The sequence below is a fragment of the Nocardioides sp. genome (assembly GCF_047607365.1).
Lineage (GTDB): Bacteria > Actinomycetota > Actinomycetes > Propionibacteriales > Nocardioidaceae > Nocardioides.
Map to the genome: position 1 here is coordinate 1 of NZ_JASGDD010000223.1, position 24,847 is coordinate 24,847.

The window sequence follows — 24,847 nt, forward strand, 5'->3', positions numbered from 1 at the left end:
ATCGCGTCGGTCGAATTGTCCTGCTTGGTGAAGCCGATGCTGCGGCGCGAGGCCTGCGCCGCGCCGGCGTTTGGTCCAGACGCCCCGCTCCCCGGGATGCCCGCTCATCCGGCCTTCACCGCCTGACCGATCGCGTGGACGATGAGGTCGAGGTCGGCGTCGCTGACGGCGTACGGCGGCATGGCGTAGATCAGGTCGCGGAACGGGCGGATCCAGACCCCCGCGTCGAGCGCCGCCTCGGTCGCGGCGACGACGTCCACCGGGTGGTCGAGCTGGACGACGCCGACCGCGCCGAGGGTGCGCACGCCGGCGACGCCGGATGCGTCGCGCAGCGGCTCGAGGCCCGTCGCCAGTCGGGATCCGATCCGGGTGACGTCGGCCTTCCAGTCGCGGGACTCGAGCAGGTCGAGGCTGGCCAGCGCGACGGCGCAGGCGAGCGGGTTGCCCATGAACGTCGGGCCGTGCATGAGCACGCCCGACTCCGAGGCCGAGATGCCCCGGGCGATCCGGTCGGTGGTGAGCACGGCGGCGAGCGTGAGGTAGCCGCCGGTCAGCGCCTTGCCGAGGCAGAGGACGTCCGGTGTCACGAGCTCGGAGACGAAGAGGTGCCCGGTGCGGCCGAAGCCGGTCGCGATCTCGTCGAAGACCAGCACCAGGCCGTGCTCGTCGGCGACCTCGCGGAGCACGCTCAGGCAGGCGGCGTCGTAGGGCCGCATCCCGCCCGCCCCCTGGAGCAGCGGCTCGACGATGATCCCGGCGAGCTCGTCCGCGTGCGCGGCCGCCAGACGGCGTACGCCGGAGGCCCACGCCTCCACGTCGCCGCCGGGCGCCGGCGGGGTGTCCGCGAAGACGTGCCGGGGGAGCAGGCCGCCCCACATGGCGTGCATGCCGCCGTCGGGGTCGGTGACGCTCATGGGGTGGAAGGTGTCGCCGTGGTAGCCGCCGCGCAGGGTCAGGAAGCGCGTCCTGCCGGGATGGCCCTCGCCGCGCTGGAGCTGCAGCGCCATCTTCATCGCCACCTCGACGCTGACCGAGCCGGAGTCGGCGAGGAACACCCGTTCCAGGGGCGCGGGGGTCATCGCGACGAGCCGTTCGGCCAGCCGGATCGCCGGTGCGTGGGTGAGACCGCCGAACATGACGTGCGCGAAGTCGCCCACCTGCGCTCGGAGCGCGGCGTCGAGCTCGGGCACCGCGTAGCCGTGGATCGCGGCCCACCACGAGCTCATCGCGTCGACGACCTCGTGGCCGTCGACGGTGAGCCGGGTGCCACGCGCCGCGGTGACGAGCCGGACCGGGGTCGGCTCGGTCATCGAGGTGTAGGGATGCCAGAGGTGCTCGCGGTCGAAGGCCAGCAGGTCCTCGGGTGAGTGGAGCTCGGACATCGTGGTCGCCGGGGCGGGTCAGGCGTTCGCCGGGACCTCGGTGCCGGCGCCGCGGCGTCGGATCGTCGGGTTGGTCTCGACGACGGTCGGGGCGGAGGCGGGGGCCGAGGCAGCGATCGAGCAGCCTCCGCAGCCGTCGCCGCAGCCCGTCCCTGCGCTGGAGCCGCACGGGGTCGTGGTCACTGCGTGGGCGCGGTGGGCGGTGTCGGCCGCGCTGGCCTCGTGGGTCGCGATCAGCTCGGCGAAGCCGGCCTCGTCGAGGCCGAGGATCGAGAAGCCGTTGTCGCGGAGCATGTGCAGGTCGTCCAGCGCCGACTGGCCCTCGGAGGTGAGGTAGTCGCCGAGGAAGATCGAGTTGGCCACGTGCAGCGCGGTGGCCTGCATCGAGCGCAGGTGCATCTCGCGGCCGCCGGCGATGCGGATCTCCTTGTCGGGGGCGACGAAGCGCGCCATCGCGAGGATCTTCACGCAGCGGGTGGGGGAGAGCTCCCAGGTGTTCTCGTACGGCGTGCCGTCGAACGGCATCAGGAAGTTGACCGGGATGGAGTCGGCGTCGAGCTCCTTGAGCGCGAAGAGCGCCTCGACGAGCTGCTCGTCGCTCTCGCCGAGACCGGCGATCAGGCCCGAGCAGGGGGAGAGGCCGGCGCTCTTGGCCTTGCCGATCGTGTCCACCCGGTCGTCGTAGGTGTGGGTCTGGACGATGTTGTCGTGGTGGGACTCGGCGGTGTTGATGTTGTGGTTGTAGGCGTCGACGCCGGCCGCCTTGAGCTTCTCGGCCTGGCCGTCCTTGAGCAGACCGAGGCACGCGCAGACCTCGACGCCGTCGTAGGTCTCCTTGAGGGCCTCGGTCATCTCCACGACCTTGTCGATGTCGCGGTTGGAGGGGCCGCGGCCCGAGGAGACCATGCAGACGCGGGTCGCGCCGCCGCGCAGGCCGGCTCCGGCCTGCTTGAGCGTCTCGTCCTTGGAGAGGTAGGAGTACTTGAGGATGGGGGCCTCGGACCCGATGGCCTGCGAACAGTAGTTGCAGTTCTCCGGGCACAGCCCCGACTTCAGGTTGACCAGGTAGTTGACCTTGACGGTGTTGCCGAAGTGCTGCCGGCGCAGGCGCCCGGCCGCCGCGACGACGTACATGAGGTCGACGTCGCTGGCCCGCAGGACCGCCACCGCCTCCTCGGGCGTGGCCTCGCCGCCGGCGAGGATCCGGCTCGCGAGCTCGTCGAACGCGAGCCCCGAGAGCTGGCTGAGCTGGGTGGTCGTCATGGGCGGCACTCCTGACCTGGAACCTGACCTGAACGGTGTTCTGGAACGCCGCTCAGGCTACAGCACCGACTCCCCGAGCGGACTCGGGTTGTAGGCGACCTCCCAGCGGAAGCCGTCGGGGTCGGCGAAGTAGCCGGTGTAGCCGCCCCACACCCGCTGCTGCCCGGCGCTGACCTCGGCGCCGATGCTCGCCGCGAGCGCCAGGATCTCGTCCACCTCGGCCGTCGTGGCGACGTTGTGCGCGATGGTGAGGGGCGGGACGCCGTCGCCGGGCTGAGCGCCCACCTCCTCGGCGAACGCCGCGCGGTCCCAGAGGGAGAGGATCAGCCGCTCACCGGCGCGGATCATGATCACCTCCTCGCCGTCCTCGAACTCCGGGGTCCACCCGAGCCCGTCGACGTAGAACGCCCGCGTCGCCGCCAGGTCGCGCACCGCGAGCGTGAGGAAGCTGATCCGCTGCTCCATTCCTCCAGCGTGCCACGTCCACCCGCGCCGCTGCGCTGTTAGCCTGCCGACGTGCAGCCACGCCTCTTCGTCGAGCAGAAGTTGACCGCCTTCGTCAACAAGTACCGCGTCTACGGCACCAACGCGGGCGAGCGCGCCGGCATGGCCGCGTTCGCGCAGCAGAAGCGGTTCAAGTTCAAGGAGGAGCTGCACTTCTACACCGACGAGTCGAAGGCTGAGGAGACGTTCACGCTGCGGGCCGAGAAGGTCTTCGACGTGCACGGGCAGTACTTCGTCGACGACGTGCAGGGCGTGCGGGTCGGCGGCTTCAAGAAGGAGTTCAAGAAGTCGCTGGTGGCGAGCTCGTGGCAGGTCCAGGACGCCAACGGCATCACCGTGCTCGGCGTGACCGAGAGCAACAAGACGCTGGCCGTCCTGCGCCGGTACGCCGGCCTCATCCCGTTCGTCGGGGACCTCTTCGAGTTCGTGCTCGTCTTCTTCCGCTACCACTTCGACTTCATCGACGCCTCGGGCGCGAAGGTCGGCAAGTACCAGAAGACCACCCTCTTCCGGGACCACTACACCCTCTACCTCACCGACGAGGCCGCCGCGGCCGTCGACTGGCGCGTCATCGCCGCCATGTGCGTCGGCCTCGACGCCCTCCAGTCCCGCTAGGGCGTGCCCAAGCCCTCCGGCCGGGGCGAGCCGGTGCGCCCGGATCTGCTGGAGATCACCGACCTGCTGTGGCCGACCGACGACGCCGGCGTACGGGGCGAGGTGCGGCGGGACGAGGCGATCAAGGCTCTCGCGTCCCGCGGGCAGCGGCGTGCCGCCGCCCTGGTCGCGCGGATGCCGCACGCGGACGGCGTGGTCGACGAGGCCTACGTGCGCGGCCTGATGCTGCGGATCCATCGCGAGCTCTCGCGGCTCGGTGAGGAGCTGCAGCTGGCCCGGCGGGTCGCCGCGCTGCTGAGTGAGCCGCTGGAGCGGATGCGCTCCTCCGGGCGGGAGCGGCTCACGGTCGTCGACGTCGGGTGCGGGCTCGGGCACGTGCTGCGGTCGGCGGCGGCGTACGGCTGGTTCCCGCGCGACGTGCGGCTCGTCGGGGTCGACCTCAATGGCGCGCTGGTCGAGGAGGCGCGGCGGCTCGCGGCGGTCGAGGAGCTGGACGTCCGGTTCGTGCACGGCGACGCCTTCGACCTCGCGCTGCTCGACGTCGACCCGTCCCGGTCCGTCGTGATCTCCTCCGGCCTGCTCCATCACCTGGACGTCCCCGAGCTGCGCCGCTTCTTCGCCGCGCACGAGGCCTCCGGGTTCGCCGGCTTCGCGCACTGGGACATCGCTCCCTGCCGGTGGTCGACGCTGGGCGCGTGGGTGTTCCACCAGGCGCGCATGCGCGAGGCGGTGTCGCGCCACGACGGCGTGATGTCGGCCCGGCGGGCTCATCCGGCGTCCGTGCTGCTGGAGGCCGCGCGGACCGCCGCGCCCCGCTTCCGCGCGGAGATCCTCGAGGGCTCGCCCTGGCATCCACGTGCCCTGGACGTGCTTCGGCCCGTGGTGGGGTGGCGATGACGGCGGTGGTGGCGGCCTTCGTCGTCCTGGCGCTGGCCGACGGAGCCTGCAGCGGCCTCCGCGCGTCCTTCGGGCGCACCGGTCTCGTCCGCCACCGCGCCCGGGACGTCCGCGCGGCCGCCACCGGCGTGGGCATGGTCGCCGCGCTGCTCGTGCCGGCCTCGGTCCTCGTGTCCGTCGGCTCGGCCGCCGGGCGCGTCTCGGGTGCGGACGTGACCCACGTCGGCCGCTCGATGCTGATGGTCCTCGCCCCGTACGCCGTCGTGGTCTCCCTCGCCCTGGCCGCCTACGGGCTGCTGGGCTGGCGTCAGAGGTACCTCGCGATGACGCTGATCCTCGGGCCCTGCACGCTCGTCAGGCCACCTGTTGCCGTGCTCGCCGCGGCCGTCGGGGTGGCCGCCTCTCCGGCCCCGCTGCTCGCGGCCGCCGTCGTCCTCGGCGTCGCGGCCGTCCTGTTGGTCGAGCCGCTGATGAACCGGCCGGCTACGTCGAGAGAAGGCGGTCGCACTCGGCGATGAGGCGGGCGCGGATCGGGGCGGCTCGGGTGGCGAAGGCGCGCTGGGCCTCGGCGTACGCGGCCTTGCCGTCGGCGGTCTCGACGCGGACCGGGGTCCACGCCTCGCCGGTCGGGTCGAGGACCGTCCCCGTCATGTCGTACGGCGCCGCCCGCATGTCCAGCACGCGGACGTCCCACGCCAGCTCGAAGGCATCCGCGATCAGATCGGACGGGATCAGGCCGGCGAGCCGGAAGGCGTGCTTGTAGAGGTCCATGGTGCCGTGCAGACAGGCCGGCTGCTCGAACTCCTCACGGTCGCTGGGCCCTGGCGAGACGGTGTTGAGCGGGACCGCCTGCGGGGTGAAGAAGCGGAAGGCGTCGAAGTGCGAGCACTGCAGCCGGTGAGACTCCACGACGGTGTCGGTGGCCGCGCCACCCAACCGCAGGGGCACGGGATGCCGGGTGCCGTTCTCCTCCGAGCGGTAGACCATCGCCCACTCGTGCATCCCGAAGCAGCCGAAGTTCCCCTCCCGCCCGGCGGTCGCGGCCAGCAGCCGCCGCAGCGCCGCCACGAGCGGCCGCTTCTCCGTGGGCAGCACCTGCGACCCCGCCGACCAGCGCAGCAGCTGTGCGGGCCGGAAGGAGTAGTAGGTGAACAGGAAGTCGTGCACCGGGTGCCTCACCCCGGCGGCACGGCGGGCGAGATGCGGCTCGACGTACGGGCGCAGGCGCGCGCGGTGCGCGGCCGCCGAATCCATGGCGGAAGCGTAGGTCGATAGGCTGCCCTGGTGCGCATCGCCAGATTCATCCCCCGCGACACCAGTGCCGGCGCCGACCCGCAGTTCGGGGTGATCACGGGCGAGCTCGACCAGTTCGGGCAGCCCGAGGACGACGCCGCGATCGTGGTGCTGGCAGGGGATCCGCTGTACGTCGGCATCGTCCCGACCGAGCAGACGATCCCGTACGCCGACGTGCGGCTGCTCGCGCCCGTCATCCCGCGCAGCAAGGTGGTCGCGATCGGCAAGAACTACGCCGACCACGTCGCCGAGATGAAGGACGTCACGGGCGGCGGCACGAGCGATGCCCCGAAGGAGCCGCTCTTCTTCCTCAAGCCCAACACCTCGGTCGTCGGCCCCGGCGACCCGATCGTCTACCCGTCGCAGTCCGAGCGGGTCGACTTCGAGGGCGAGCTGGCGGTGGTCATCGGCCGGATCTGCAAGGACGTCCCGGCCGCGAAGGCCAAGGACGTCATCTTCGGCCTCACCCTCGCCAACGACGTGAGCGCCCGCGACCTGCAGACCAGGGACGGCCAGTGGAGCCGGGCGAAGGGCTTCGACTCCTTCTGCCCGCTCGGCCCGTGGATCGACACCGAGATCGGCCTCGACACGGTCGCCAGCGGCATCGACCTCAAGACCTACCTCGAGGGCGACCTCAAGCAGGACGGCACCACCGCCGACCTCATCTTCGACCTCCCCCGGATCATCGAGCACGTCACCGCCGCGATGACCCTCCTGCCCGGCGACGTCATCCTCACCGGCACCCCCGCGGGGGTCGGCCCGATGCAGCCGGGCGACGAGGTCGAGGTGACCTCGTCGTACCTCGGCGCCCTCACCAACCCCGTCGTCAAGAAGGCCTGACATGCCCACCCCCGTCCGCGTCCGCTTCTGCCCCTCGCCGACCGGCTCGCCCCACGTCGGCTTCGCCCGCGCGGCGCTCTACAACTGGGCCTTCGCCCGCCACCACGGCGGCACCTTCGTCTTCCGGATCGAGGACACCGACAAGGAGCGCAGCACCGAGGAGTCCTACGAGGCGATGGTCGGCACCCTCCAGTGGCTCGGCCTCGACTGGGACGAGGGCCCGCTGGTCGGCGGCCCGCACGCCCCCTACCGCCAGTCCGAGCGCACCGAGCTCTACCGCGACGTCCTCGCCAGGCTCGCGGACTCCAGCTACACCTACGACTGCTACTGCACCACCGACGAGGTCGCCGCCCGGCGTCTCGAGAGCGGCTCCAAGCAGATGGGGTACGACGGCTTCTGCCGTGACCTCACCCCCGAGCAGCTCGACGCCTTCCTCGCCGCCGGCCGCCGGCCGGTCGTCCGCTTCCGGATGCCCGACGGCTCGATCACCTGGGACGACCTCGTCCGCGGCGAGGTCACCTTCGAGACGCAGTACGTGCCGGACTTCGCGCTCTGCCGCGCGAACGGCGACCCGCTCTACACGCTGGTCAACCCGGTCGACGACGCGCTGATGGAGATCACCCACGTGCTGCGCGGCGAGGACCTCCTGTCCAGCACGCCGCGGCAGATCCCCCTGCACGAGGCGCTCGTGGACCTCGGCGTCTCCAAGGCGGTCCCGGCCTTCGGCCACCTGCCGCTCATCATGGGCGAGGGCAACAAGAAGCTCTCCAAGCGCGACCCGCAGTCGCACCTGTGGGCCTACCGCGACAACGGCTACCTGCCGGAGGGGCTGCTCAACTACCTCGCGCTGCTCGGCTGGGCGATCGCCGCGGACCGCGACGTGTTCACGCTCGAGGAGATGGTCGAGGCGTTCGACATCCGGGACGTGAACCCCAACCCGGCCCGCTTCGACACCAAGAAGTGCGACGCGATCAACACCTCCCACCTGCGGATGCTGTCGGTCGAGGAGATCACCAACCGCGCGCTGCCGTTCCTCAAGGCCTCCGGCGTGCTCACGGATCCGGTCTCACCGGCCGACCAGCAGCTGCTCGAGCTCGCGATGCCCTTCGTCGCCGAGCGGGTCAACAAGCTCACCGAGGTCGGCGACATGCTCGGCTTCCTCTTCGTCGCCGACGAGGACTTCGCACTCGACCCCGCCGACCGGGAGAAGCTGGTCGACACCGACGAGGGCCAGGCCGTCGTCCAGGCGGCCCTCGACGCCCTGCGCGGCCTCGGGATCTGGTCGGCCGCGCAGATCAGCGACGCGCTGCAGGGCGCGCTGGTCGAGGAGATGGGCCTCAAGCCGCGGGTCGCCTTCGGCCCGGTGCGCGTCGCCGTCACCGGGCGCCGGATCAGCCCGCCGCTCTTCGAGTCGCTCGAGCTGCTCGGCCGCGAGCGCTCGCTCGTCCGGCTGCAGGCCGCGCTCGGCTGACCCGTGGCGATCGGGGCGACCACGGCGGCCGGTGACGCACGGGTGCACACCGACGTCGAGTACCAGGAGCTCCATCACGTGGGGAAGGTCGCCCTCTGGCGGACCTCGGTAGGCACCGGTGCGCTGCTCGTGCTGTTCGTCGGGCTCCCGATCCTCGTCGCGATCCCGTTCACGCTCGGGCTGATCGCCGGCGGCGCCGACTCCGACCGGATCACGGACTTCTTCAGCCTCGACCCCGTCACTCCCGGCAACCTGGCCTACACCGACATCGGTCTCGCCGCCGCCATCGGGGCGGCGATCCTCGTGACCTGGCTGATGCACGGCCGGCTCTCGCCGCGGTGGCTGCTCTCGGTCGTCGGCCGCCTCCGGTGGCGCTGGCTGCTCGTCTGCCTCGGGCTGTCGCTGGTCACGCTGATCCTCACCCTGGCCGTGTCGCTGCTGCTCCCCGACGACGGCGGCGACGCCGACCTGGGGGGCTCGCTCAACGCCTTCACCTCGCAGACCCTCGGCTTCGTCGCGGTGGTCGTCCTGCTCACCCCGCTGCAGGCGGCGGGGGAGGAGTTCGTCTTCCGCGGCTACCTGACCCAGGCCTGGGGCGGCTGGGCGGCGACCCGCTCGCGAGCGCTCGGCCGGCTCGTCGGCGTCCTGCTGCCGGCGCTGCTCTTCGGCCTCGCCCACGGCCTCGGGCAGGAGGTGCCGGTCTTCCTCGACCGGTTCGCGTTCGGCATCGTGGCGGGCGTGCTCGTCATCCTCACCGGAGGACTCGAGGCGGGGATCGCGATGCACGTGCTCAACAACGTGGTCGCGTACGCGCTCGCGCTGGCGTTCGGCGACATCACCTCGGCTCTCACCGACGCCACCGGGAGCTGGTGGCTGATCGTCACCACGCTCACGCAGTCGCTGGTCTACCTCGGCCTGGTCGCGCTCGTCGGACCACGTTTTGGAGTCGTCCGTCGCGCCCCTGTAAGGTTTCCACCCGGCCTGCCGATGACCTCGTCGGGCCGCTGAACGGCGCTGATCGGCCCGCTCATTGGTCTATGGTGTAATTGGCAACACGACTGATTCTGGTTCAGTTATTCTAGGTTCGAGTCCTAGTAGACCAGCCACAGATCCCCGCAGCTCGGGCAACCGAAGGCGGGGATTTGGTGTGAAACGAGGCGTCTCGCTAAGGTTCACCAGTCGCAGAGATGTGGCAACGCCCCCGTTGTGTAGCGGCCTAGCACGCCTGCCTCTCACGCAGGTAGCGCCGGTTCGAATCCGGTCGGGGGTACGCGCGAAGAAGGGCCTCAGCCGATCGGCTGGGGCCCTTCTGCTTCCCGGTCTAGAGCTCGGCGAGGGTGTCGCTCACCCAGTCGGCGACGAAGGCGTTGATGTGGGGCATGTGGTCGAGGCCGACGTGCTCGGCGGCGCCCTCCTCCACGGTGAAGATCCGCAGCTGGCGCTTGGGGGAGTTGACCGCCTGGTCGTAGGAGCGATGGGCGTAGTCGACCGAGATCTGCCGGTCGTTCGCGCCGTGGGCGATGAGGAACGGGACGGTGACCTGCTCCACCACGCCGTCGAGGTTGACGCCCTCGGCGTACTCGATGAACTTCTCGACGTCGTCGAAGCCCCAGACCCAGAGCACGTGCTCCCAGTAGTGCGGGACGGGGTTCTCGCCCTCGCGCTGGAGTCGCTTGCGCTGCACCTCGCCCCAGTCGTGGTTGGCGCCCCAGACGGCGATGAGCTTGATCCGCTTCTCGAACGCCGCGGCACGCGGCACGTAGTAGCCGCCGAGCGACCAGCCGACCAGGCCGATCCTGTCGTTGTCGACGTCGTCGCGCGACTCCAGCCAGTCGACCTGGGCGCTCGCCCAGTCCTCGGACTCGATCCGCGACTTCAGGTCTTGGAAGCGGAGCGCCTCGCCGGAGCCGGGGTTGTCGATCATCAGCACCGAGACGCCCCGCGCGCGCATCTCCTGGGCCCAGCCCGAGGTGTACATGTGCTCCTTGGTGGAGTCCAGGCCGTTCCACATGATGATGCACGGCACCGGCTCGCCGTTCGTGCTGGCGTTGGAGAAGTACGCCGGCAGCGTGGTCCCCTCGAAGGGGATCTCGACCCGCGAGGTGGCCGGATCGGCCAGCTCGAAGACACGTCCGAAGGCGTCGAGGGCCTGCTGGTAGAACGCGCGCCGGCCGGGGTCGGTGTTCGAGAGCATCCGCTCGGCCTGGCAGACGTAGAGGCCCGAGCGGTACCACTGCTGGCCGGCGGTGCGCAGGTGCCCGGCGGCCTCGGAGGCGCGGGCCTGGTCGGCGACCTGGTCGGCGACCGCCTTCCACGACTCCATGAAGATCCGGCTGCCCGAGTCGACGTCGGCCGCCTCGCGGGCGGGCCGACAGGCGCGGTCCACCTCGTCGATCGCGCCGCCGTTGTTGAGCGTCGCGCAGACGCCGAGGTTCCAGACGTATTTGGGACCGGTGAAGTACTCGAACATGGCCCCCACTGTGCCGCCGGTCACATGGCGGGGGAACGTGACGTTGCGGATGCCCGCCATACACGACGCCGATCCCCGGCGCGCAGGATGCGGACCGGGGATCGGGGTGTGGGGACGGGGTGCCGCTACTTCTTCTTGACCTTGAGGGTCACGGTGCCGCTGGTCGATCCGGCGACGTTCGCCGAGCCGGCGTACACGACCCGGAGCCGGTAGGTGCCGGTCTTCTTGAACTTCGGCAGGGTGACGGTCAGCTTGCCGTTGGCGGAGGCCGCCAGTGTGTAGCTCTTGAGCACCTTCGAGCCCTGGTAGACCTTGACCACGCCGGTGGGGGTCGCCGAGGAGGAGACCGCGATGGTGGCCTTGACCCTCTTGCCCTTCTTGATCTTCGAGGCCGCGAGCGTCAGCTTCGAGGTCGAGGCCGCCTTGGCGACGGTGAAGGTGGCCGACCCCGACGAGGTGGCCGTGGCGTCGCTGCCGTTGTACGTCGCGGTCACGGTGTGCTGGCCGGCGCCGAGGCCCGCGGGCAGGGCGACGGTCGCGGTGCCGTCGGAGGCGAGGTCGGCCGAGCCGACCGTGGTCCCGTCGACGGCGATCGACACGGTGCCCGTGGCGGGCTCGCTCTCGGCGTCGAGGACCTTCACCGTGGCGCTGCCGGCGGTGCCGTACGTCGTGTTGGCGACCGCGACGGACGTCGTCGAGGCGACGGCGCCGTCGGCGACGCTGACCTCGATCGGGTCCTCGTCGGTGCCCGTGATGGTCTGCCCGACCAACTGGGCGGGGGTGTAGGTGGTGCCGCCCTGGGTGATGGTGACCGCCTTGCCGCCGATGCCCCGGATCGTCGAGGTGGCGTCCACGCTGAGCTTCGTGAGGTACGACGTCCCCGTGACCGTCCACGTCGAGCCGTCGGTCAGCGCCGCGATGACGCCGCCGTTGACCGGGCTGGAGACGGTGTTGGCGACCGTGCCGATGTTCCAGTAGTTGGCCGGGTTGACGGTGCCGGTGTGCTTGGCCGTGGTCGAGCTGATCCGGCCCTTGACGGTGCTGTCGCTGAGGTTGACGACGAGGTTCTTGGCCTTGGTGCTGCCGTTGAAGAAGTCGCCGGTGACCGAGACGCCGGTGAGGTTGGAGTCGGTCCGCGCGGTCAGCGAGGAGCTCTGCAGCGAGGAGTCGCTGGCGGTCTGGCTCACGCTGGTCGGGTCGGAGTAGCTCGTGGCCGGGTAGGGGTCGTCCTGGTTCATCACCTGGACGATGACGCCGGTGCCGGACTTCAGCGAGGGGGCCTCGGTGTCGTCGCCGGTGACGTTGTAGGTCGTGGTGGCCGTCTCGGCCTTGTCCTCGAACACCGGCCCGGCGGTGCTGACCTTCGTGCCACCGTCGACGTCGACGGTGTTGGAGCCGGCCCAGGTCATGAAGCCGATCCGCTTGGAGGTGAGGGTCGAGCTCCTCTCGGTGACGGAGGCGAGGTCGGCGGTGCTGAGGCCGAGGGACTGGCCGGAGTTGATCGCCGCGACGTCGGAGGCGTCGCTGTCGCCGAAGTGGATGACGTTGCTGCCGTTGGCCGAGATCGAGATGTAGTCGGCGACGTCGAAGTCGGTGCCGAGGTACTCGCCGGTCGCGCCGCCGATCGCGTACGTGCCGTAGCCGGAGTCCGTCGTGGCCACCTTGCTGTTGAAGGCGTTGAGCTTCACGTTGGAGCCCGAGTCGGTGGAGAGCGCGCCCCAGTCCTGAGCGGTGATGCTGCTGTTGAGGTAGGACGCCTTGGTGCTGTCGCCCATGAGCAGCGTCGCCCGGTTGGTGCCCTCGATGCCGAGCATCCAGGGCGCCTGCACCATGGTGTCGAACTGCACGCTGATCCCGGCGTCGCTCGGCAGGGTCCCGCCGGCGGCGTCGATGTCGGTGTTCTTCACCACCACGTTCGAGCCGCCGTTGGCGATGACGGCCGTGCGCACCACGCCGGTGGTGTCGATGTCGCCGCCGTCGACGGTGAGGTTCGCGCCGTTGGTCCCGGTGATCGCCGCCCCGTCGGCCACGAAGTCGTCGCGGCCGTTGCCGGTCATCGACAGGACCGGGCTGGTCAGCTTGTAGGTGGTGCCGTCGACCCACACGCCGTTGAAGGTCGAGCCCTTCGAGGTGACCTTGAAGTTGGTGGCCTTGCTGGCGCCGGGCCTGCCGCCCAGCCAGCTCGCGGCGACCGACTGCGCGTCGTCCACGCCGCTGGAGTCGACGAAGAGCGACTGCCGGATCGGGAAGACCAGGCTCTGGCCGGTGGCCGAGTGCCGGGTGGTGACCGTCAGGACCACGCCGCCGTCGTCGGCGCCCTGGTAGGTGCCGGGCTGCAGCGTGCCCTCGGAGTCGGTGATGGAGTCCCACGCCTGGCCGAGCTCGACGCCGTCGACCGTCAGGGTGACGTCGTACCCGTCGGGGGCGACGAGCGAGCCGCCGTCGGCGATGACGAGCTTGTCGAGGGTGGTGGTGCGCGAGACCGTGCAGGTCTCGCCGTCGGCGACGGTGAGGACGCCGCCGGAGACGGTGCTGCTCGCGCTGCAGGAGACCGGCGAGGCGGCGACCGCGGAGCCCGCGAGCGGGATCGTGGCCAGTGCCAGGCCGCCGAGGGCGCCGGCGACGCCCAGGCGTGCCGCCCTGGACCGGTAGGGGGTGAGTGACATGGGGTGGGGCTCCTATCGAGGTGGGTGCGGGCCGGGCCCGCGTCGTGCCCGTTCAGACAAGCCCCTCCTCCAGGTGTGACGGAAGTCACTCCGTCGGCATGGGTCCTATGCCGCGTTTCGATGCGTCGGCGGAGGCGACCCGGGAGTGTCGAGCTCCGCGACGACGTCGACGAGCACCTCGCGCAGCCAGCGGTGGCCCCGGTCGTGGTCGCGGCGCGGGTGCCACCACAGCGCCTCCGGCAGCACCACCTCGCGGAACGGGGGCGGTACGACGACGAGGCCGGCCAGGCGGGCGGTGATGCGTGCCAGGCGCTCGGGCATGATCGCCACGAGCTCGGTGTGCCGCACGAGGAAGGACAGCGGCAGCCAGCCGCGGGTGGTGACCCCGCTGGCGTGGTCGATGCCCAGCTCGGAGAGTCGCCGGTCGGCCGGGTTGAGGTGGTCCTCGCCCAGCTCGGCGCGGGCCCAGCCGAGGTCGCGGAGCCGGTCGGCCTCGATCCGGCCCTCGCGCAGCGCGGGATTGGCGGGATCCACGACCAGCACGAAGCGGTCGGTGAACAGGTCGGCCGAGCGGGCGTCGAGGCCCAGGCCGCGCGGGGCGATGAACGCGTCCGCGTCGGCCAGGCACTGCGGACGGGAGATGAGGTCCGGGGGCATCGGGTGCCACTCGATCACGACGTCGGGCGCCTCCCGGCGCAGCCGCCGCCGCAGCACCGGGCCGAGCACCACCATCGCGTAGTCCGAGGCCCCGACGACGAAGCGGCGCCGGCTCTCCGCCGGGTCGAACCGCTGGTCCAGGCCGAAGGCCTGCTCGACCATCGGCATGGTCAGCTGCACCTGCGGCAGCAGGGCACGGGCCAGGGGAGTGAGCTCGAAGTCCCGCCCGACCTTGACGAGCAGCTCGTCGCCGTACCGCCGGCGGAGCTTGCCCAGCGCCGAGCTCATCGCGGGCTGGGTCATCCCGACACGCTGGCCCGCGCGCGTCACGTTGCCCTCCTCGAGCAGCGCCTGCAGCGCGACGAGGAGATTGAGGTCCGTCCCGGCCAGGCTCACCGGACGGCCTCACAGACGAACGTCCTAAGGTCGGAGGCGTGGCGGTGGACCTGCGCAAGATCGACCTGAACCTCCTGGTCGCGCTGGAGGCGGTCCTCGACGAGCGGAACCTCACCCGCGCCGCCGAGCGGATCGGGACGACGCAGCCGTCGATGAGCAGCACGCTCACCCGGCTCCGGAAGGTCACCGGCGACGAGCTGCTGATCCGCTCCGGCCGGGGCTTCCTGCTGACGCCCGCGGCCGAGGAGCTGCTGCCGCTGGTGCGCGAGGCGCTCGGGCAGGTGCGCCGCACGCTCGAGGCGTCGCGGGCCTTCGACCCGGGCACCAGCACGCGGCGCTTCACCATCTCCGCCTCGGACTACGCGATGTTCGTCATCGGCACGCCGCTGGAGCAGCGTCTGGCCGAGGTGGCGCCCGGGGTGGAGCTCGACTTCGACTCGATCCCCGGCGAGGACCTGAGCACGCACCTGATGCGTCGCGACCTCATCATCGGCGGCGCCCGCCGTGGCATCCCCGGACACCGGATGACGGTCTTCGGCGACCGCTTCGTGTGCGTGGTCGGCGCCGGCGAGGAGCCCCCGGGCGGACGGCTCTCGCTCGAGGAGATGTCCGAGCGGCCCTACCTCTCGGCCTCCTTCGGCGACGGCGTGCTGACCCCGGTCGACGACGCGCTCGCGGAGGCCGGGATCGCTCCTCGGCGGCGGGTGCAGGCGCCGGGCCTCCTGGCGCTGCCGTTCCTCGTCGCCGAGACCGACCTGTACGCCTTCGTGCCGGAGCGGCTCATGCGGCGGACCGGCGCCACGCTCGGGCTGCAGGTCGTGGAGACGCCGCTGGAGGTCCAGCCCCTGGTCGAGGCCGCGCACTGGCACCCGCTGACCACCGACGAGGCCGGCCTGCGCTGGCTGCTCGGGATCCTGCGCGAGATCGGCGCCGAGCTGCGAGACCCCGAGCACGACTGACGTCCTCAGGCCGCGGACCCGGCGACGGACCCGCGGAGCGTGCCGAGGCGCTCGACCGTCATGGTGACCACGTCGCCCGGCTCCAGCGGCGGCGGGGTCCGCTCGCCCCGGCGTCCCCAGAGCTCGGCCAGGCAGCCACCGCCCCCGGTGGTGCCGGAGGCGAGCAGGTCGCCGGGCACCACGCGCGAGTCGCGGGAGGCGTAGGCGATCATCTGGGCGAAGGTCCAGCCCATGTGGGAGAGGCGGTCGTGGCCGACCTCGACGCCGTTCACGGCGACGACGCAGTCCAGGTCGAGGAGGCCGTCGGCGTCGGCGTACGCGGTGAGCTCGTCGGCGGTGACGATCCACGGGCCGATGCTGGTGGCGAAGTCCTTGCCCTTCGCCGGGCCGAGCCCGACCTGCATCTCGCGCGACTGGAGGTCGCGGGCCGACCAGTCGTTGACGATCGTGTAGCCGAAGATCGCGGCCTCCGCCTCGCTCTCGCTCAGCGAGGAGCCGCCGGCGCCGAGCACCACGCCGACCTCGAGCTCGAAGTCGAGCGCGCGAGACGTCGCCGGTCGCGGGACCGCCTCGCCGGGGCCGTAGAGCGCGTGGGGGTTGGTGAAGTAGAACGTGGGCGCGTCGTACCACGCCTCCGGTACGCCGGAGGCCCCCTCGACACTGCGGCGCACGCCCTCGACGTGGGACTCGAAGGTGACGAAGTCGCGGATCGCGGCCGGGCGGTAGGGGAGCTGGAGGACGGCCTCGGTCAGCGGCACTCCCGGCTCGGCGAGCGCGAGCCGACCGAGCTCGAGGGCGCGGGGGAGGCCGAGCGCGATCAGCTCCTCGACCGTGTGGCCGGCGATCGGGTGGACGGCGGTGTCGGTGACGACGACGGCGAGCGGGCTGCCGAGGCGGGTGACGGTGGCGAGTCTCATGACGCCCTCACGAGGGGGAGGGGCGGGTCGCGTCGGCGATCCGCTTGTGCGTCACGTGGGCCGCCATGCCGCCGTCGATGACGATCTCGGCGCCGTTGTAGTAGGCGGCGTCGTCGGAGACGAGGAACACGATCGTCGGGGCGATGTCGGCCGGGGTGCCCACCCGGCCCAGCGGGATCTCCGCGAGCGCCGCGTCGAAGAACGCCGGCGGCGCGGAGGCCATCAGCGGGGTGTCGACCAGGCCCGGCATCACGGCGTTGACCCGGATGCCGCGGGTCGAGCCGAGCTCGAGGGAGGCCGAGCGGGTCAGCCCGCGCAGCGCCCACTTGCTCGCCGTGTAGGCCGCCGCGGCATGGCCGGAGACCGCCGCCACCGAGCAGATGTTGACGATCGAGGACCCCGGCGGCATCAGCGGCACGAGTGCCTGGATGCCGAGCATCGGCCCGGTCACGTTGATCGCGAAGGTGCGCTCCCAGGCGTCGAGGGAGACCCGCGGGAGACGCTCGCGCGCGGCCACGCCGGCGTTGTTGACCAGACCGTGCACCTCGCCGTACGTCGTGCGGAGCCAGTCGCCCAGCTCCGCCCACGCCGCCGCGTCGGTCACGTCGAGGTGGCGCCGGACCACGGCGTCGCCGCCGTCGTCCCAGCCCTGGCCCTCCGCGTCGAAGCCCTCGAACGGGAGGACGTCGGTCGCGACCACCGTCGCGCCGGCCGCGGCCAGGGCACGGACCTCCTCCGCGCCCTGGCCCCGGGCTGCGCCGGTGACGACGACGACCTTGTCGCTCAGATCACTCATCTGCTCAGACCACGCTGTCCGATCGTCCGGTCAGACCGGGGGAGCGACGAAGACGCCCTTGTCGGGGTCGTTGAAGGAGTCCTTCGCGATGAACTCGCTCATCGGGTCCGCGATGCCCCACAGGTCCTGCGTGTTCGGGTCGGCGATGTCGTACACGCTCGGGTGCCACTCGTCGGTGGTGAGCCGCTCGAGCTCGGTGGTGTACTCCATCGTGTTGCCGCTCGGGTCGAGGAAGTAGGTGAAGGTGTTGTTGCCCGCGTGGTGGCGGCCCGGGCCCCAGATCTTCTTGATCCCGGCGCGCATGACGCGGCCGGTGCCGTAGAGGTACTCGTCGAGGCCGCGCAGCTCGAACGACACGTGGTGCACCGCGGTGTGCGGGCCACGGGCGATGGCGAGCGAGTGGTGCCAGTCGTTGCACCGCATGAAGTGCATCATCTCGCCCATGTGCTCGCCCCAGAGCGTGTCCGAGAGCTTGAACCCGAGGACTCCTCCGTAGAAGTCGCGGGTGCGGTTGGGGTCGTTGGAGTTCATCACCGCGTGGGAGAGCCGGACCGGGATCGACTCGCCCTCCTCGATCTCGCGGTAGGTGCGGGTCTCGACGTCGGAGCTGACCTCGACGGTGCGACCGTCGATGTCGAAGAACCGGAAGCCGTAGCCGCCGCCCGCGGTCTGCAGCTTGTCCGGCTCGGCGGCGATCTGGACGCCCTGGCTCGCGAGCCTCTGCGCGAGGGCGTCGACCTTCTCGGCGCTCTCGGCGCCGAAGGCCAGCAGGTCCAGCCGCTTCTCGGCGGACCTGCGCAGCCGGACGATGTGGTGCTCCGGAGAGCCCTCGGCGGCGAAGTAGACGAGGTCGCCGTCGGTGCCCTGCTCGGTGAGGCCCCAGGTGTCGCGGTAGAAGCTGCGCTGCACCTCGAAGTCCGGCACCGCCAGGTCGACGTGCCGCAGGTGCGTGATGCCGTGCTCGTTGAGGTGCCCGTTGTACTCGGTGGATTCCGACGGTCCGCCCATGTCTCTTCTCCTTCTTCTGTGTGCGTCTGCTCAACCGAGGACGGACGCGCCGCCGTCGATCACGATGTTGGTGCCGCTGATCCACGAGGACTCGTCGGAGGCCAGGAAGACCGCGGCGTTGACGACGTCCTCGGCCTGGCCGTGGCGGCCCAGGGGGATCCGGTCGAGGACGACCTGCTTCATCCGCTCCGGCGGATCGGCCAGCAGCGGGGCCGTGTTGGGGGTCTCGGTCATGCCGGGGCTGATCACGTTGGCCCGGATGCCGTGGGGGCCGCCCTCGACGACGAGCTGCAGGGTCAGCGCGATGACGCCGCCCTTGGCCGTCGAGTGCGCGTTCTGCGCCATGAACTCCACCCCGCGCAGCGCGGCGATCGAGCCCACGTTGATGATCGAGCCGCCGCCGTACGCCTTGAGGTGCGGCCAGGCCGCCTTCACCGTGTAGAAGACGAGGTCGAGCTCGTTGCGCATGGTGAAGTCCCAGGCCTCGATCGAGAGCTCCTCGATCGGCGCGAAGCGCTGGGTGGAGGCGTTGTTGTAGAGGACGTCGATGCCGTCGTACGTCGTCACCGCGTCGTCCACCCAGGCGCGGGCGGACTCGGGGTCGCCGAGGTCGACGCCGCCCATGACCGTGATCTCGTGCCCCTCGGAGCGGAGCTGCTTCTCGGCCGCGGCCGCGCTCTCGACGTCGATGTCGCAGCCGACGACGCGAGCGCCCTCGGCGCAGAAGCGCCGGGCGGCGACGGTGCCCATGCCGCCGCCGACGCCGGTGATGAGCGCGATCTTGCCGTCCAGTCGTCCGGTCATGACGGGTCTCCCAGGTCGTTCAGGTCGTCCAGGTGGTGCGCCTCGCCCCGGCCGTAGCGGCCGGCGGCCTTGGCGGCGGCCCGGTCGAGGAGCTCGAGCAGGTTGCCCTCGGGATCGGCGACGTAGGCCATCCGGACGCCGGGCTCGGGGGAGGGGCGCGGGCTCATCCGGTCGGTCGCGCCGAGCGCGAGCAGGGCGGCGTAGGCGCTGTCGACGTCGGGGACGTCGAAGGCGAGGTGGCCGAAGCCGCGGGTCGCCGCGGCCTCCAGCGGGTTGGCCGCCTGGAGGCCGGTGGCCGAGTCGCTCCGGTGGAGCAGCTCGAGGCGGAAGCCCTCGCCGCCGTCCGGCGCCGGCGCGTGCAGCATCGCGCCGCGCATCAGGCCACCGGGGAGCTCGAAGCCGAACTCGACCGTCATGCCGAGGGCCTCGGCGTACCAGTCCCGCATCGCCTCGAGGTCGGCGACCGAGAGGCCGGCGTGGTCGAAGACGCGGCCGGGAACGGGCATCAGGCCACCACCATCGTGCGGACGTTGGTGAACTCGCGGACGCCTTCGGCGGACAGCTCGCGGCCGTAGCCGCTGCGGCCGGTGCCGCCGAACGGCAGCCGGGGGTCGGAGGCGACCATGGCGTTGACGAACAGGGCTCCGGAGCGGATCCGGCGGCCGACCGCGAGGGCGTGCCCGGCCTCGCCCCAGACCGAGGCGCCGAGGCCGAAGTCGGTGCCGTTGGCCAGTGCCACCGCCTCGTCGTCGCCGGCCGCGCGGGTGATGGTCGCGACCGGGCCGAAGGTCTCCTCGTCGAAGGCGGTCATGCCGGGGGTGACGTGGTCGAGCACGGTGGGCTCGACGAAGGCCCCCGGAGCGTCGATGGCGCTGCCGCCGGTGACGAGCTCGGCGCCTGCCGCCACGGTCGCCTCGATCTGGCGGAGGATGGCGTCGCGCAGGTCCGTTCGCGCCATCGGGCCGACGGTCGTCGACGGGTCGGTCGGGTCGCCGACCCGGAGCGCGGCGACGCCGGCGACGAAGCGGGTGACGAACTCCTCGGCCACGTCCTCGTGCACGATGAACCGCTTCGCGCAGACACAGCTCTGCCCGCCGTTGTTGAACCGCGCCCTGACGGCGGTGCTGGCGGCCGTCGCCACGTCGGCGTCGGCGAGCACCACGAACGGGTCGGAGCCGCCGAGCTCGAGCACGGTCTTCTTGATCGCGGCGCCGGCGGTGGCCGCGATCGAGGAGCCGGCGCGCTCGGAGCCGGTCAGCGTGACGGCGGCGACGCGGGGGTCCTCGACCACGCGTCGCGACACCTCGGGGACGTCCTCGGCCGCGACGACGAGGGAGCGGAAGAGGCCCGCGGGAGCGCCGGCGTCGGCGAAGAGCTCCTCGATCGCCAGCGCGCAGCCGGTGACGTCGGGACTGTGCTTGAGCAGCGCCGCGTTCCCGGCGCTGAGGGCGGCGCTGGCGAACCGGAGCACCTGCCAGAACGGGAAGTTCCAGGGCATGACGGCGAACACCACGCCGAGCGGCTCGTACGACAGCCACGACCGGCTCGCGCCGGAGGCGATCTCGTGGTCGGCCAGCCAGCCGGGCGCCAGGTCGGCGACGACGTCGCAGTTCCAGGCGCACTTGTCGATCTCGCCGAGCGCCTCGCCGAGGGGCTTGCCCATCTCGGCGGTGATCAGCGCGGCGTAGGTCTCGCGGCGCTCGGTGAGGAGCTTGCCGACCCGGCGGAGCAGGTCGAGCCGCTCGGCGAGCGGCGCCGCGCGCCAGGCGAGGAACGCGCCGTGGGCCTGCTCCAGGGCGGCGTCGATCGCGGCCTCGTCGTGGGCGGGGTAGCGGTGCAGCTCCTCGCCGGTGGCGGGGTTGCGGGTGACGACCGTGCTCACGCCCCCACCTCCGGGGTGGCGGCGGCCAGCCGGCGGCGGGCGCGGGGGGCCGGTGGCACCAGCTCGGGGTCGGCCACCACCCGGTTGCGGACCGTCCCGAGCCGGGCGATCGACATCTCGACGACGTCGCCCACCTGCAGGGGCGGCGGAGTGAGGCTGCCGGTGCGGCCCCACGACTCGGCCAGCGACCCGGACGCGCAGGTGCCCGAGCCGAGCACCTCCCCGGCCTTGACCCATGAGGCGCGGGAGGCGTGGGAGACGAGCTGCTCGAAGGACCAGCCCATGTGGCCCGAGCGGTCCTCGCCGACCTGCTCGCCGTTGACCTTGACGGTCATCTCCAGGTCGAGGAAGCCGTCCTCGTCGCGGAAGCGGTCCACCTCGTCGGCGGTGACGACCCAGGGCCCGATGGTGGTGGCGAAGTCCTTGCCCTTGGAGGGGCCGAGCTTGAGCCGCATCTCCTTGCCCTGCACGTCGCGGGCGGACCAGTCGTTCATGACGCAGTAGCCGCCGATGGCGTCGCGCGCCTGCTCCGGTGTGACGTTGCGGACGTCGCGGCAGATCACCGCGGCGATCTCGAGCTCGAAGTCGAGGCGCTCGGTGTCCGGGGGCATGGGGATGTCGTCGTACGGGCCGGTGACGGCGTGCGGGGCCATGAACAGGAAGACCGGCGCGTCGAACCAGTCGTCGGGCACGCCCGGGTTGCCGTGGCCGCGCTCCATGCCGTCGACGTGGGCCTCGAAGGTGAGGAAGTCGCGCATGGCGACGGGGTAGACGGGCGCGAGGAGCACCACGTCGGCGGCCGCCAGGCCGTCGCCCTGCGCGGCGGCGTCGCCCGCCTCCTCCCGGAGCTCCGGATCGGCGGCGAGCAGCTCGATGAGGTCCGTGCCCTCGGGAAAGGGGTGGATCCACCAGCCGCGGTCGTCGCCGACGACCAGGCCCACATGCCGGGTGCCCTCGGGCTCCGCGGTACGCCGGAAGGAGGCGAGCTTCATCAGGTCAGCCGATCGTCTCGTAGAACGCGCGCTCGCGGTTGGCGAGCACCGGGATGGCCTGCTCGAGGCCGAACTCCTTGAAGTGCGGGGACGCGCCGTGGGCGGCGTAGGCCTCCTCGTCCTCGTAGATCTCGAAGAGCCGGAAGACCAGCGGCTCGGCCGGGTCCTGGAAGGCCTGGTAGAAGAGGTTGCCGGGCTCCTCGCGCGACGGGGGCGTCAGCTTCTCGATCGCGTCGAGGACGATCGACTCGCTGCCCTCCTGGGCTGTCCAGGTGGCGCTGACGACGTAGGGCATGGGGTTCTCCTGTGCGTGGTGGTGGGGGGTTCGTCTCGACCGTAGGTCGGGCGGGAGCAGCGGGGGAAAGAGCAGCCGGATATGGCTGGCATCACCGCTAGCCGCGGGCCCGGCGGCGCATCCCGAGGTAGGTCGACAGCCCGACGGCGATCAGCAGTGCGGCGCCGTTGAAGACGTTCTGCACCGCCGAGTCGACGCCGGAGAGGGTGAGCCCGTTGACCGTGAAGGCGACGAAGAGCACGCCGATCACGGTGCCGAGCACGTTGAAGAAGCCGGGCTTGATCGCCGCGGCGCCGAGGAAGACCGCGGCCAGTGCCGGGAAGAGCAGCGAGGTGCCCGAGTCCGAGGTGGCGCTGCCGATGACGGCGAGGCGGAGCAGGCCGGCCGCGCCGGCGATGGTGCCGGAGACGACGAAGGTGAGCATCACGTTGCGCTGCACCCGCAGGCCGACGAGGCGGGCCGAGGTCGGGTTGGAGCCGATGGCGTAGAGCGAGCGGCCGAACGGCGTCTGGGCCAGGACGAACCACGCGATGACGACGACGGCGAGCACGACGACCGTGACGCCCGGGATGCCGAGCACCTTCGTGTAGCTGAAGTCGGTGAGCGTGCTGGAGATGCCCTGGTAGATCGTCTGGCCGTGCGTGTACCACTGGATGACCCCGGCCAGCAGGGTCGAGACGCCGAGGGTGGTGACGAAGGAGTCCAGGTGGAAGCGGGTCACCATGACGCCGTTGAAGAGGCCGACCAGCGCGCCGAACGCGATGCTGGCGAGCACGCACACCACGAGCGGCTGGCCGTGGTTGGCCATGAGCCCGGCGGAGATGACGCTGGAGGTGGCGGCGGTGGCGCCCAGGGAGAAGTCCATGTTGCCGGCGACGAGCGGGAAGACCGCGGCGATCGCGATCATCGCCACAGCGGTCTGGCCGCGCAGCACGGTGTTGATGTTGGCGGAGTTGCCGAAGTTCGCGCTCGCCGGGTTGAGCAGGAAGAAGAGGAAGATCGCGACGAAGATCGCGAGCAGCGCGTAGCGCTCGGCGATGCCGAGGAGGCTGTGCGTGCTGGGCCGCCTGACCGCGGACCCGGCGGGCTCGGCCTGCTGGGGGTCCTTCGTCTGCTTCGTGTCGTCGTGCGTCGGTGCGGTCGCACTCATGGGTGCTGTCCCTTCGTGGTCTGCACGCTGGTCGCGCGCAGGAGCTTGCGGGTGAGTTCGTCCTGGTCGAGGCCGGAGGCGTCGAGGTCCTCGTCGACGCGGCCCTCGCGGAGGATGACGATGCGGTCGCACAGCGCCAGCAGCTCGCTGGCGTCGGAGGAGGCGACCAGCACGGCGGAGCCGCGGTGGGCGGCCTCGCGCACGATCCGGTAGATGTCGACGCGCGACATCACGTCGACGCCCTGCGTCGGCTCGTCGAGCAGCAGGAGCGCCGGGTCGCGCTGCAGCCAGCGCGCCAGGATCACCTTCTGCTGGTTGCCGCCGGACATCGAGGTGAAGCCGGCGTCGGGGCCGGCCGCCTTGACCTTGAAGTCGGAGATGAGCCGACGGCCGGTCCGCAGCTCGCCGCGGCTGTCCATGCCGCGCCAGGAGAAGTAGCTGCTCAGCCGGGTCACCGACATGTTGTCGGCGATGGTCAGGTCGGCGAAGGCCGCCTCACGTCCGCGGTCCTCCGGGACGAGGGCCACGCCCGCGTCCATGGCGTCGCGGACCGAGTGCGGTGCGAAGGGCCTCCCGGCGACGGCGATCGTGCCGGCGGTCGGGGTGAGGTCGCCGAACAGCATCCGCAGCAGCGACGAGCGGCCGGAGCCGACGAGGCCGGCGACGCCGACGATCTCCCCACGGCGTACGCCGAGGTCGACCGAGACGAGCGGCCCGCCCGCCAGTCCGGTGACCTGGAGCGCGATGTCGTCGGTGGCGGTCGACTCGGTGGTCGGGCGCAGCGCGTCGACCGCGCGCCCCGCCATCAGCTCGACCAGCTCGTCCTCGGTGGGGGAGGCGTCCACCAGCGTCGCGACGGTGCGGCCGTCGCGGAAGATGGTGAAGTCGTCGGCGACCGAGAGCACCTCGGTCATCCGGTGGCTGACCAGCACCACGGTCTGGCCGGCCTCGGCCAGCCGCTTGATCCGCGTCATGAGCAGCGCCGACTCGTGGTGGGCCAGCGAGGCGGTCGGCTCGTCGAGCACGAGGATCAGGTCGGCGACGCCGGCGCGCTCCGCGGAGCCGGCGTCCTGCAGCGCCCGCGCGATCGCCACCATGGTGCGGTCGGCGGGACGCAGCTCGTTGATGGGCGTCCGCGGGTCGGCGTACAGCTCGTAGTCCGCGAGCACGGCCCGCACCTGGCGGTGGAGCTCCTTCCACGAGATCCCCGTGGCGTGGCCGGCGGGGTAGCCGGCGTCGAGCGCGAAGTTCTCCGCGATGCTCAGGCCCTCGAAGAGGCCGAGGTCCTGGTGCACGAACCGCAGGCCCGCGCTCCGGGCGTCGGCCGCGCTGAGCGAGCTGAGATCGAAGTCCCGACCTCCCACCGACAGCCGGCCCGCGTCGGCCTGGTGCACCCCGGCGAGGACCTTGATCGAGGTGGACTTGCCCGAGCCGTTGCCGCCCAGCAGGGCGTGGACGGTGCCGGGACGCACCTGGAGCGAGGCCTCGTCGAGCGCCAGCGTGGCGCCGAAGCGTTTGGTGAGGCCCTCGATGACGAGCGCGTGGGCGCCCGCCACCGAGGCCGATGAGAGGTCGGGAGCGACGGTCATG

The 24,847-nt window shown here is 71.7% G+C and carries 24 protein-coding genes and 2 tRNA genes; 9 read left to right on the forward strand and 17 right to left on the reverse strand.

Translation table 11 applies throughout. The features are described 5' to 3' along the window. Positions 1 to 104 precede the first annotated feature (104 nt). Genes QM572_RS17325 through QM572_RS17335 form a run of 3 tightly spaced genes read right to left on the reverse strand, consistent with a single transcriptional unit; the run spans position 105 to position 3,110 of the window. Positions 105 to 1,382 carry an adenosylmethionine--8-amino-7-oxononanoate transaminase gene (locus QM572_RS17325; protein ID WP_415095223.1) on the reverse strand — a complete coding sequence of 426 codons (1,278 nt, stop codon included), beginning with the start codon at positions 1,380 to 1,382 and terminating at the stop codon, positions 105 to 107. 18 nt (positions 1,383 to 1,400) lie between these two features. Beyond that, on the reverse strand, positions 1,401 to 2,645 hold the full coding sequence (gene bioB / locus QM572_RS17330) for a biotin synthase BioB (protein ID WP_415095224.1): 1,245 nt from the start codon (positions 2,643 to 2,645) through the stop codon (positions 1,401 to 1,403). A 57-nt stretch (positions 2,646 to 2,702) separates the two neighbouring features. Beyond that, positions 2,703 to 3,110, reverse strand: coding sequence for a VOC family protein (locus QM572_RS17335; protein ID WP_415095225.1), 408 nt, complete (start codon positions 3,108 to 3,110; stop codon positions 2,703 to 2,705). Positions 3,111 to 3,161: 51 nt separating this feature from the next. Between QM572_RS17335 and QM572_RS17340 the strand changes: the two genes are divergently transcribed. Genes QM572_RS17340 through QM572_RS17350 form a run of 3 tightly spaced genes read left to right on the forward strand, consistent with a single transcriptional unit; the run spans position 3,162 to position 5,179 of the window. Beyond that, positions 3,162 to 3,764, forward strand: coding sequence for a hypothetical protein (locus tag QM572_RS17340; protein ID WP_415095226.1), 603 nt, complete (start codon positions 3,162 to 3,164; stop codon positions 3,762 to 3,764). Positions 3,765 to 3,767: 3 nt separating this feature from the next. Further along, a complete protein-coding gene (locus tag QM572_RS17345) occupies positions 3,768 to 4,661 on the forward strand; it encodes a class I SAM-dependent methyltransferase (RefSeq protein WP_415095227.1) in 894 nt (297 codons plus the stop codon). Further along, positions 4,658 to 5,179: a hypothetical protein gene (locus QM572_RS17350; RefSeq protein WP_415095228.1), complete on the forward strand. Its 522-nt coding sequence runs from the start codon at positions 4,658 to 4,660 to the stop codon at positions 5,177 to 5,179. The genes QM572_RS17345 and QM572_RS17350 overlap by 4 nt, the downstream gene beginning before the upstream one ends. Here the strand turns inward: QM572_RS17350 and QM572_RS17355 are convergent. Further along, on the reverse strand, positions 5,145 to 5,915 hold the full coding sequence (locus tag QM572_RS17355; RefSeq protein ID WP_415095229.1) for a 3-methyladenine DNA glycosylase: 771 nt from the start codon (positions 5,913 to 5,915) through the stop codon (positions 5,145 to 5,147). The two genes, QM572_RS17350 and QM572_RS17355, sit on opposite strands and share 35 nt — an antisense overlap. Positions 5,916 to 5,945: 30 nt before the next feature. Here QM572_RS17355 and QM572_RS17360 point away from each other — a divergent pair, with 30 nt between their 5' ends. The 5 genes from QM572_RS17360 (at position 5,946) to QM572_RS17380 (ending at position 9,535) form a co-directional block, all read left to right on the forward strand. Beyond that, complete coding sequence (locus tag QM572_RS17360; RefSeq protein ID WP_415095230.1) at positions 5,946 to 6,794, forward strand: fumarylacetoacetate hydrolase family protein; 849 nt, start codon at positions 5,946 to 5,948, stop codon at positions 6,792 to 6,794. Between the two features lies 1 nt (position 6,795). Next, entirely contained in the window at positions 6,796 to 8,265 is a 1,470-nt protein-coding gene (gene gltX, locus QM572_RS17365) for a glutamate--tRNA ligase (protein ID WP_415095231.1), read from the forward strand. A gap of 3 nt (positions 8,266 to 8,268) precedes the next feature. Further along, positions 8,269 to 9,273, forward strand: coding sequence for a lysostaphin resistance A-like protein (locus QM572_RS17370; protein WP_415095232.1), 1,005 nt, complete (start codon positions 8,269 to 8,271; stop codon positions 9,271 to 9,273). A 23-nt stretch (positions 9,274 to 9,296) separates the two neighbouring features. Then, positions 9,297 to 9,371: transfer RNA gene (locus tag QM572_RS17375), tRNA-Gln, on the forward strand. A 91-nt stretch (positions 9,372 to 9,462) separates the two neighbouring features. After that, a tRNA-Glu gene (locus tag QM572_RS17380) sits at positions 9,463 to 9,535 on the forward strand. A 51-nt stretch (positions 9,536 to 9,586) separates the two neighbouring features. Here QM572_RS17380 and QM572_RS17385 read toward each other — a convergent pair. From QM572_RS17385 to QM572_RS17395, 3 genes are all read right to left on the reverse strand, one after another. Next, entirely contained in the window at positions 9,587 to 10,735 is a 1,149-nt protein-coding gene (locus tag QM572_RS17385; protein ID WP_415095233.1) for an alpha/beta hydrolase family protein, read from the reverse strand. A 125-nt stretch (positions 10,736 to 10,860) separates the two neighbouring features. Next, a complete protein-coding gene (locus QM572_RS17390; protein WP_415095234.1) occupies positions 10,861 to 13,401 on the reverse strand; it encodes a beta strand repeat-containing protein in 2,541 nt (846 codons plus the stop codon). A 105-nt stretch (positions 13,402 to 13,506) separates the two neighbouring features. Next, positions 13,507 to 14,454, reverse strand: coding sequence for a LysR family transcriptional regulator (locus QM572_RS17395; protein WP_415095235.1), 948 nt, complete (start codon positions 14,452 to 14,454; stop codon positions 13,507 to 13,509). Positions 14,455 to 14,492: 38 nt separating this feature from the next. Between QM572_RS17395 and QM572_RS17400 the strand changes: the two genes are divergently transcribed. Then, on the forward strand, positions 14,493 to 15,413 hold the full coding sequence (locus QM572_RS17400) for a LysR family transcriptional regulator (RefSeq protein ID WP_415095236.1): 921 nt from the start codon (positions 14,493 to 14,495) through the stop codon (positions 15,411 to 15,413). 5 nt (positions 15,414 to 15,418) lie between these two features. Here QM572_RS17400 and QM572_RS17405 read toward each other — a convergent pair whose 3' ends face one another. From QM572_RS17405 to QM572_RS17450, 10 genes are all read right to left on the reverse strand, one after another. Further along, positions 15,419 to 16,330, reverse strand: coding sequence for a fumarylacetoacetate hydrolase family protein (locus QM572_RS17405; RefSeq protein WP_415095237.1), 912 nt, complete (start codon positions 16,328 to 16,330; stop codon positions 15,419 to 15,421). A 7-nt stretch (positions 16,331 to 16,337) separates the two neighbouring features. Next, complete coding sequence (locus QM572_RS17410; RefSeq protein WP_415095238.1) at positions 16,338 to 17,126, reverse strand: SDR family NAD(P)-dependent oxidoreductase; 789 nt, start codon at positions 17,124 to 17,126, stop codon at positions 16,338 to 16,340. A 30-nt stretch (positions 17,127 to 17,156) separates the two neighbouring features. Next, positions 17,157 to 18,134, reverse strand: coding sequence for a VOC family protein (locus QM572_RS17415; protein ID WP_415095239.1), 978 nt, complete (start codon positions 18,132 to 18,134; stop codon positions 17,157 to 17,159). 30 nt (positions 18,135 to 18,164) lie between these two features. Further along, positions 18,165 to 18,938: an SDR family NAD(P)-dependent oxidoreductase gene (locus QM572_RS17420; protein WP_415095240.1), complete on the reverse strand. Its 774-nt coding sequence runs from the start codon at positions 18,936 to 18,938 to the stop codon at positions 18,165 to 18,167. Beyond that, on the reverse strand, positions 18,935 to 19,444 hold the full coding sequence (locus tag QM572_RS17425) for a VOC family protein (RefSeq protein ID WP_415095241.1): 510 nt from the start codon (positions 19,442 to 19,444) through the stop codon (positions 18,935 to 18,937). Before QM572_RS17425 ends, QM572_RS17420 begins: the two co-directional genes overlap by 4 nt. Beyond that, positions 19,444 to 20,820, reverse strand: coding sequence for an NAD-dependent succinate-semialdehyde dehydrogenase (locus QM572_RS17430; protein ID WP_415095242.1), 1,377 nt, complete (start codon positions 20,818 to 20,820; stop codon positions 19,444 to 19,446). Before QM572_RS17430 ends, QM572_RS17425 begins: the two co-directional genes overlap by 1 nt. Next, positions 20,817 to 21,812, reverse strand: a complete 996-nt coding sequence (locus QM572_RS17435) for a fumarylacetoacetate hydrolase family protein (protein ID WP_415095243.1) — start codon at positions 21,810 to 21,812, stop codon at positions 20,817 to 20,819. The genes QM572_RS17430 and QM572_RS17435 overlap by 4 nt, the downstream gene beginning before the upstream one ends. A 4-nt stretch (positions 21,813 to 21,816) precedes the next feature. Further along, entirely contained in the window at positions 21,817 to 22,107 is a 291-nt protein-coding gene (locus tag QM572_RS17440) for a putative quinol monooxygenase (RefSeq protein ID WP_415095244.1), read from the reverse strand. A gap of 97 nt (positions 22,108 to 22,204) precedes the next feature. Further along, positions 22,205 to 23,257 (reverse strand): ABC transporter permease, encoded by a 1,053-nt coding sequence (locus QM572_RS17445; RefSeq protein WP_415095245.1) that lies wholly within the window; start codon positions 23,255 to 23,257, stop codon positions 22,205 to 22,207. Further along, positions 23,254 to 24,846, reverse strand: coding sequence for a sugar ABC transporter ATP-binding protein (locus QM572_RS17450; RefSeq protein ID WP_415095246.1), 1,593 nt, complete (start codon positions 24,844 to 24,846; stop codon positions 23,254 to 23,256). The genes QM572_RS17445 and QM572_RS17450 overlap by 4 nt, the downstream gene beginning before the upstream one ends. Between the last annotated feature and the right edge of the window lies 1 nt (position 24,847).

What these genes read in the sequence shown, in the direction of transcription:
- QM572_RS17335 (WP_415095225.1), bottom strand. Translation starts at nt 3,110, where the DNA reads ATGGAGCAGCGGATCAGCTTCCTCACGCTCGCGGTGCGCGACCTGGCG.
- bioB (WP_415095224.1), bottom strand. Translation starts at nt 2,645, where the DNA reads ATGACGACCACCCAGCTCAGCCAGCTCTCGGGGCTCGCGTTCGACGAG.
- QM572_RS17350 (WP_415095228.1), top strand. Translation starts at nt 4,658, where the DNA reads ATGACGGCGGTGGTGGCGGCCTTCGTCGTCCTGGCGCTGGCCGACGGA.
- QM572_RS17425 (WP_415095241.1), bottom strand. Translation starts at nt 19,444, where the DNA reads ATGCCCGTTCCCGGCCGCGTCTTCGACCACGCCGGCCTCTCGGTCGCC.
- QM572_RS17410 (WP_415095238.1), bottom strand. Translation starts at nt 17,126, where the DNA reads ATGAGTGATCTGAGCGACAAGGTCGTCGTCGTCACCGGCGCAGCCCGG.
- QM572_RS17390 (WP_415095234.1), bottom strand. Translation starts at nt 13,401, where the DNA reads ATGTCACTCACCCCCTACCGGTCCAGGGCGGCACGCCTGGGCGTCGCC.
- QM572_RS17435 (WP_415095243.1), bottom strand. Translation starts at nt 21,812, where the DNA reads ATGAAGCTCGCCTCCTTCCGGCGTACCGCGGAGCCCGAGGGCACCCGG.
- QM572_RS17450 (WP_415095246.1), bottom strand. Translation starts at nt 24,846, where the DNA reads ATGACCGTCGCTCCCGACCTCTCATCGGCCTCGGTGGCGGGCGCCCAC.
- gltX (WP_415095231.1), top strand. Translation starts at nt 6,796, where the DNA reads ATGCCCACCCCCGTCCGCGTCCGCTTCTGCCCCTCGCCGACCGGCTCG.
- QM572_RS17385 (WP_415095233.1), bottom strand. Translation starts at nt 10,735, where the DNA reads ATGTTCGAGTACTTCACCGGTCCCAAATACGTCTGGAACCTCGGCGTC.
- QM572_RS17445 (WP_415095245.1), bottom strand. Translation starts at nt 23,257, where the DNA reads ATGAGTGCGACCGCACCGACGCACGACGACACGAAGCAGACGAAGGAC.
- QM572_RS17420 (WP_415095240.1), bottom strand. Translation starts at nt 18,938, where the DNA reads ATGACCGGACGACTGGACGGCAAGATCGCGCTCATCACCGGCGTCGGC.
- QM572_RS17405 (WP_415095237.1), bottom strand. Translation starts at nt 16,330, where the DNA reads ATGAGACTCGCCACCGTCACCCGCCTCGGCAGCCCGCTCGCCGTCGTC.
- QM572_RS17325 (WP_415095223.1), bottom strand. Translation starts at nt 1,382, where the DNA reads ATGTCCGAGCTCCACTCACCCGAGGACCTGCTGGCCTTCGACCGCGAG.
- QM572_RS17355 (WP_415095229.1), bottom strand. Translation starts at nt 5,915, where the DNA reads ATGGATTCGGCGGCCGCGCACCGCGCGCGCCTGCGCCCGTACGTCGAG.
- QM572_RS17440 (WP_415095244.1), bottom strand. Translation starts at nt 22,107, where the DNA reads ATGCCCTACGTCGTCAGCGCCACCTGGACAGCCCAGGAGGGCAGCGAG.
- QM572_RS17415 (WP_415095239.1), bottom strand. Translation starts at nt 18,134, where the DNA reads ATGGGCGGACCGTCGGAATCCACCGAGTACAACGGGCACCTCAACGAG.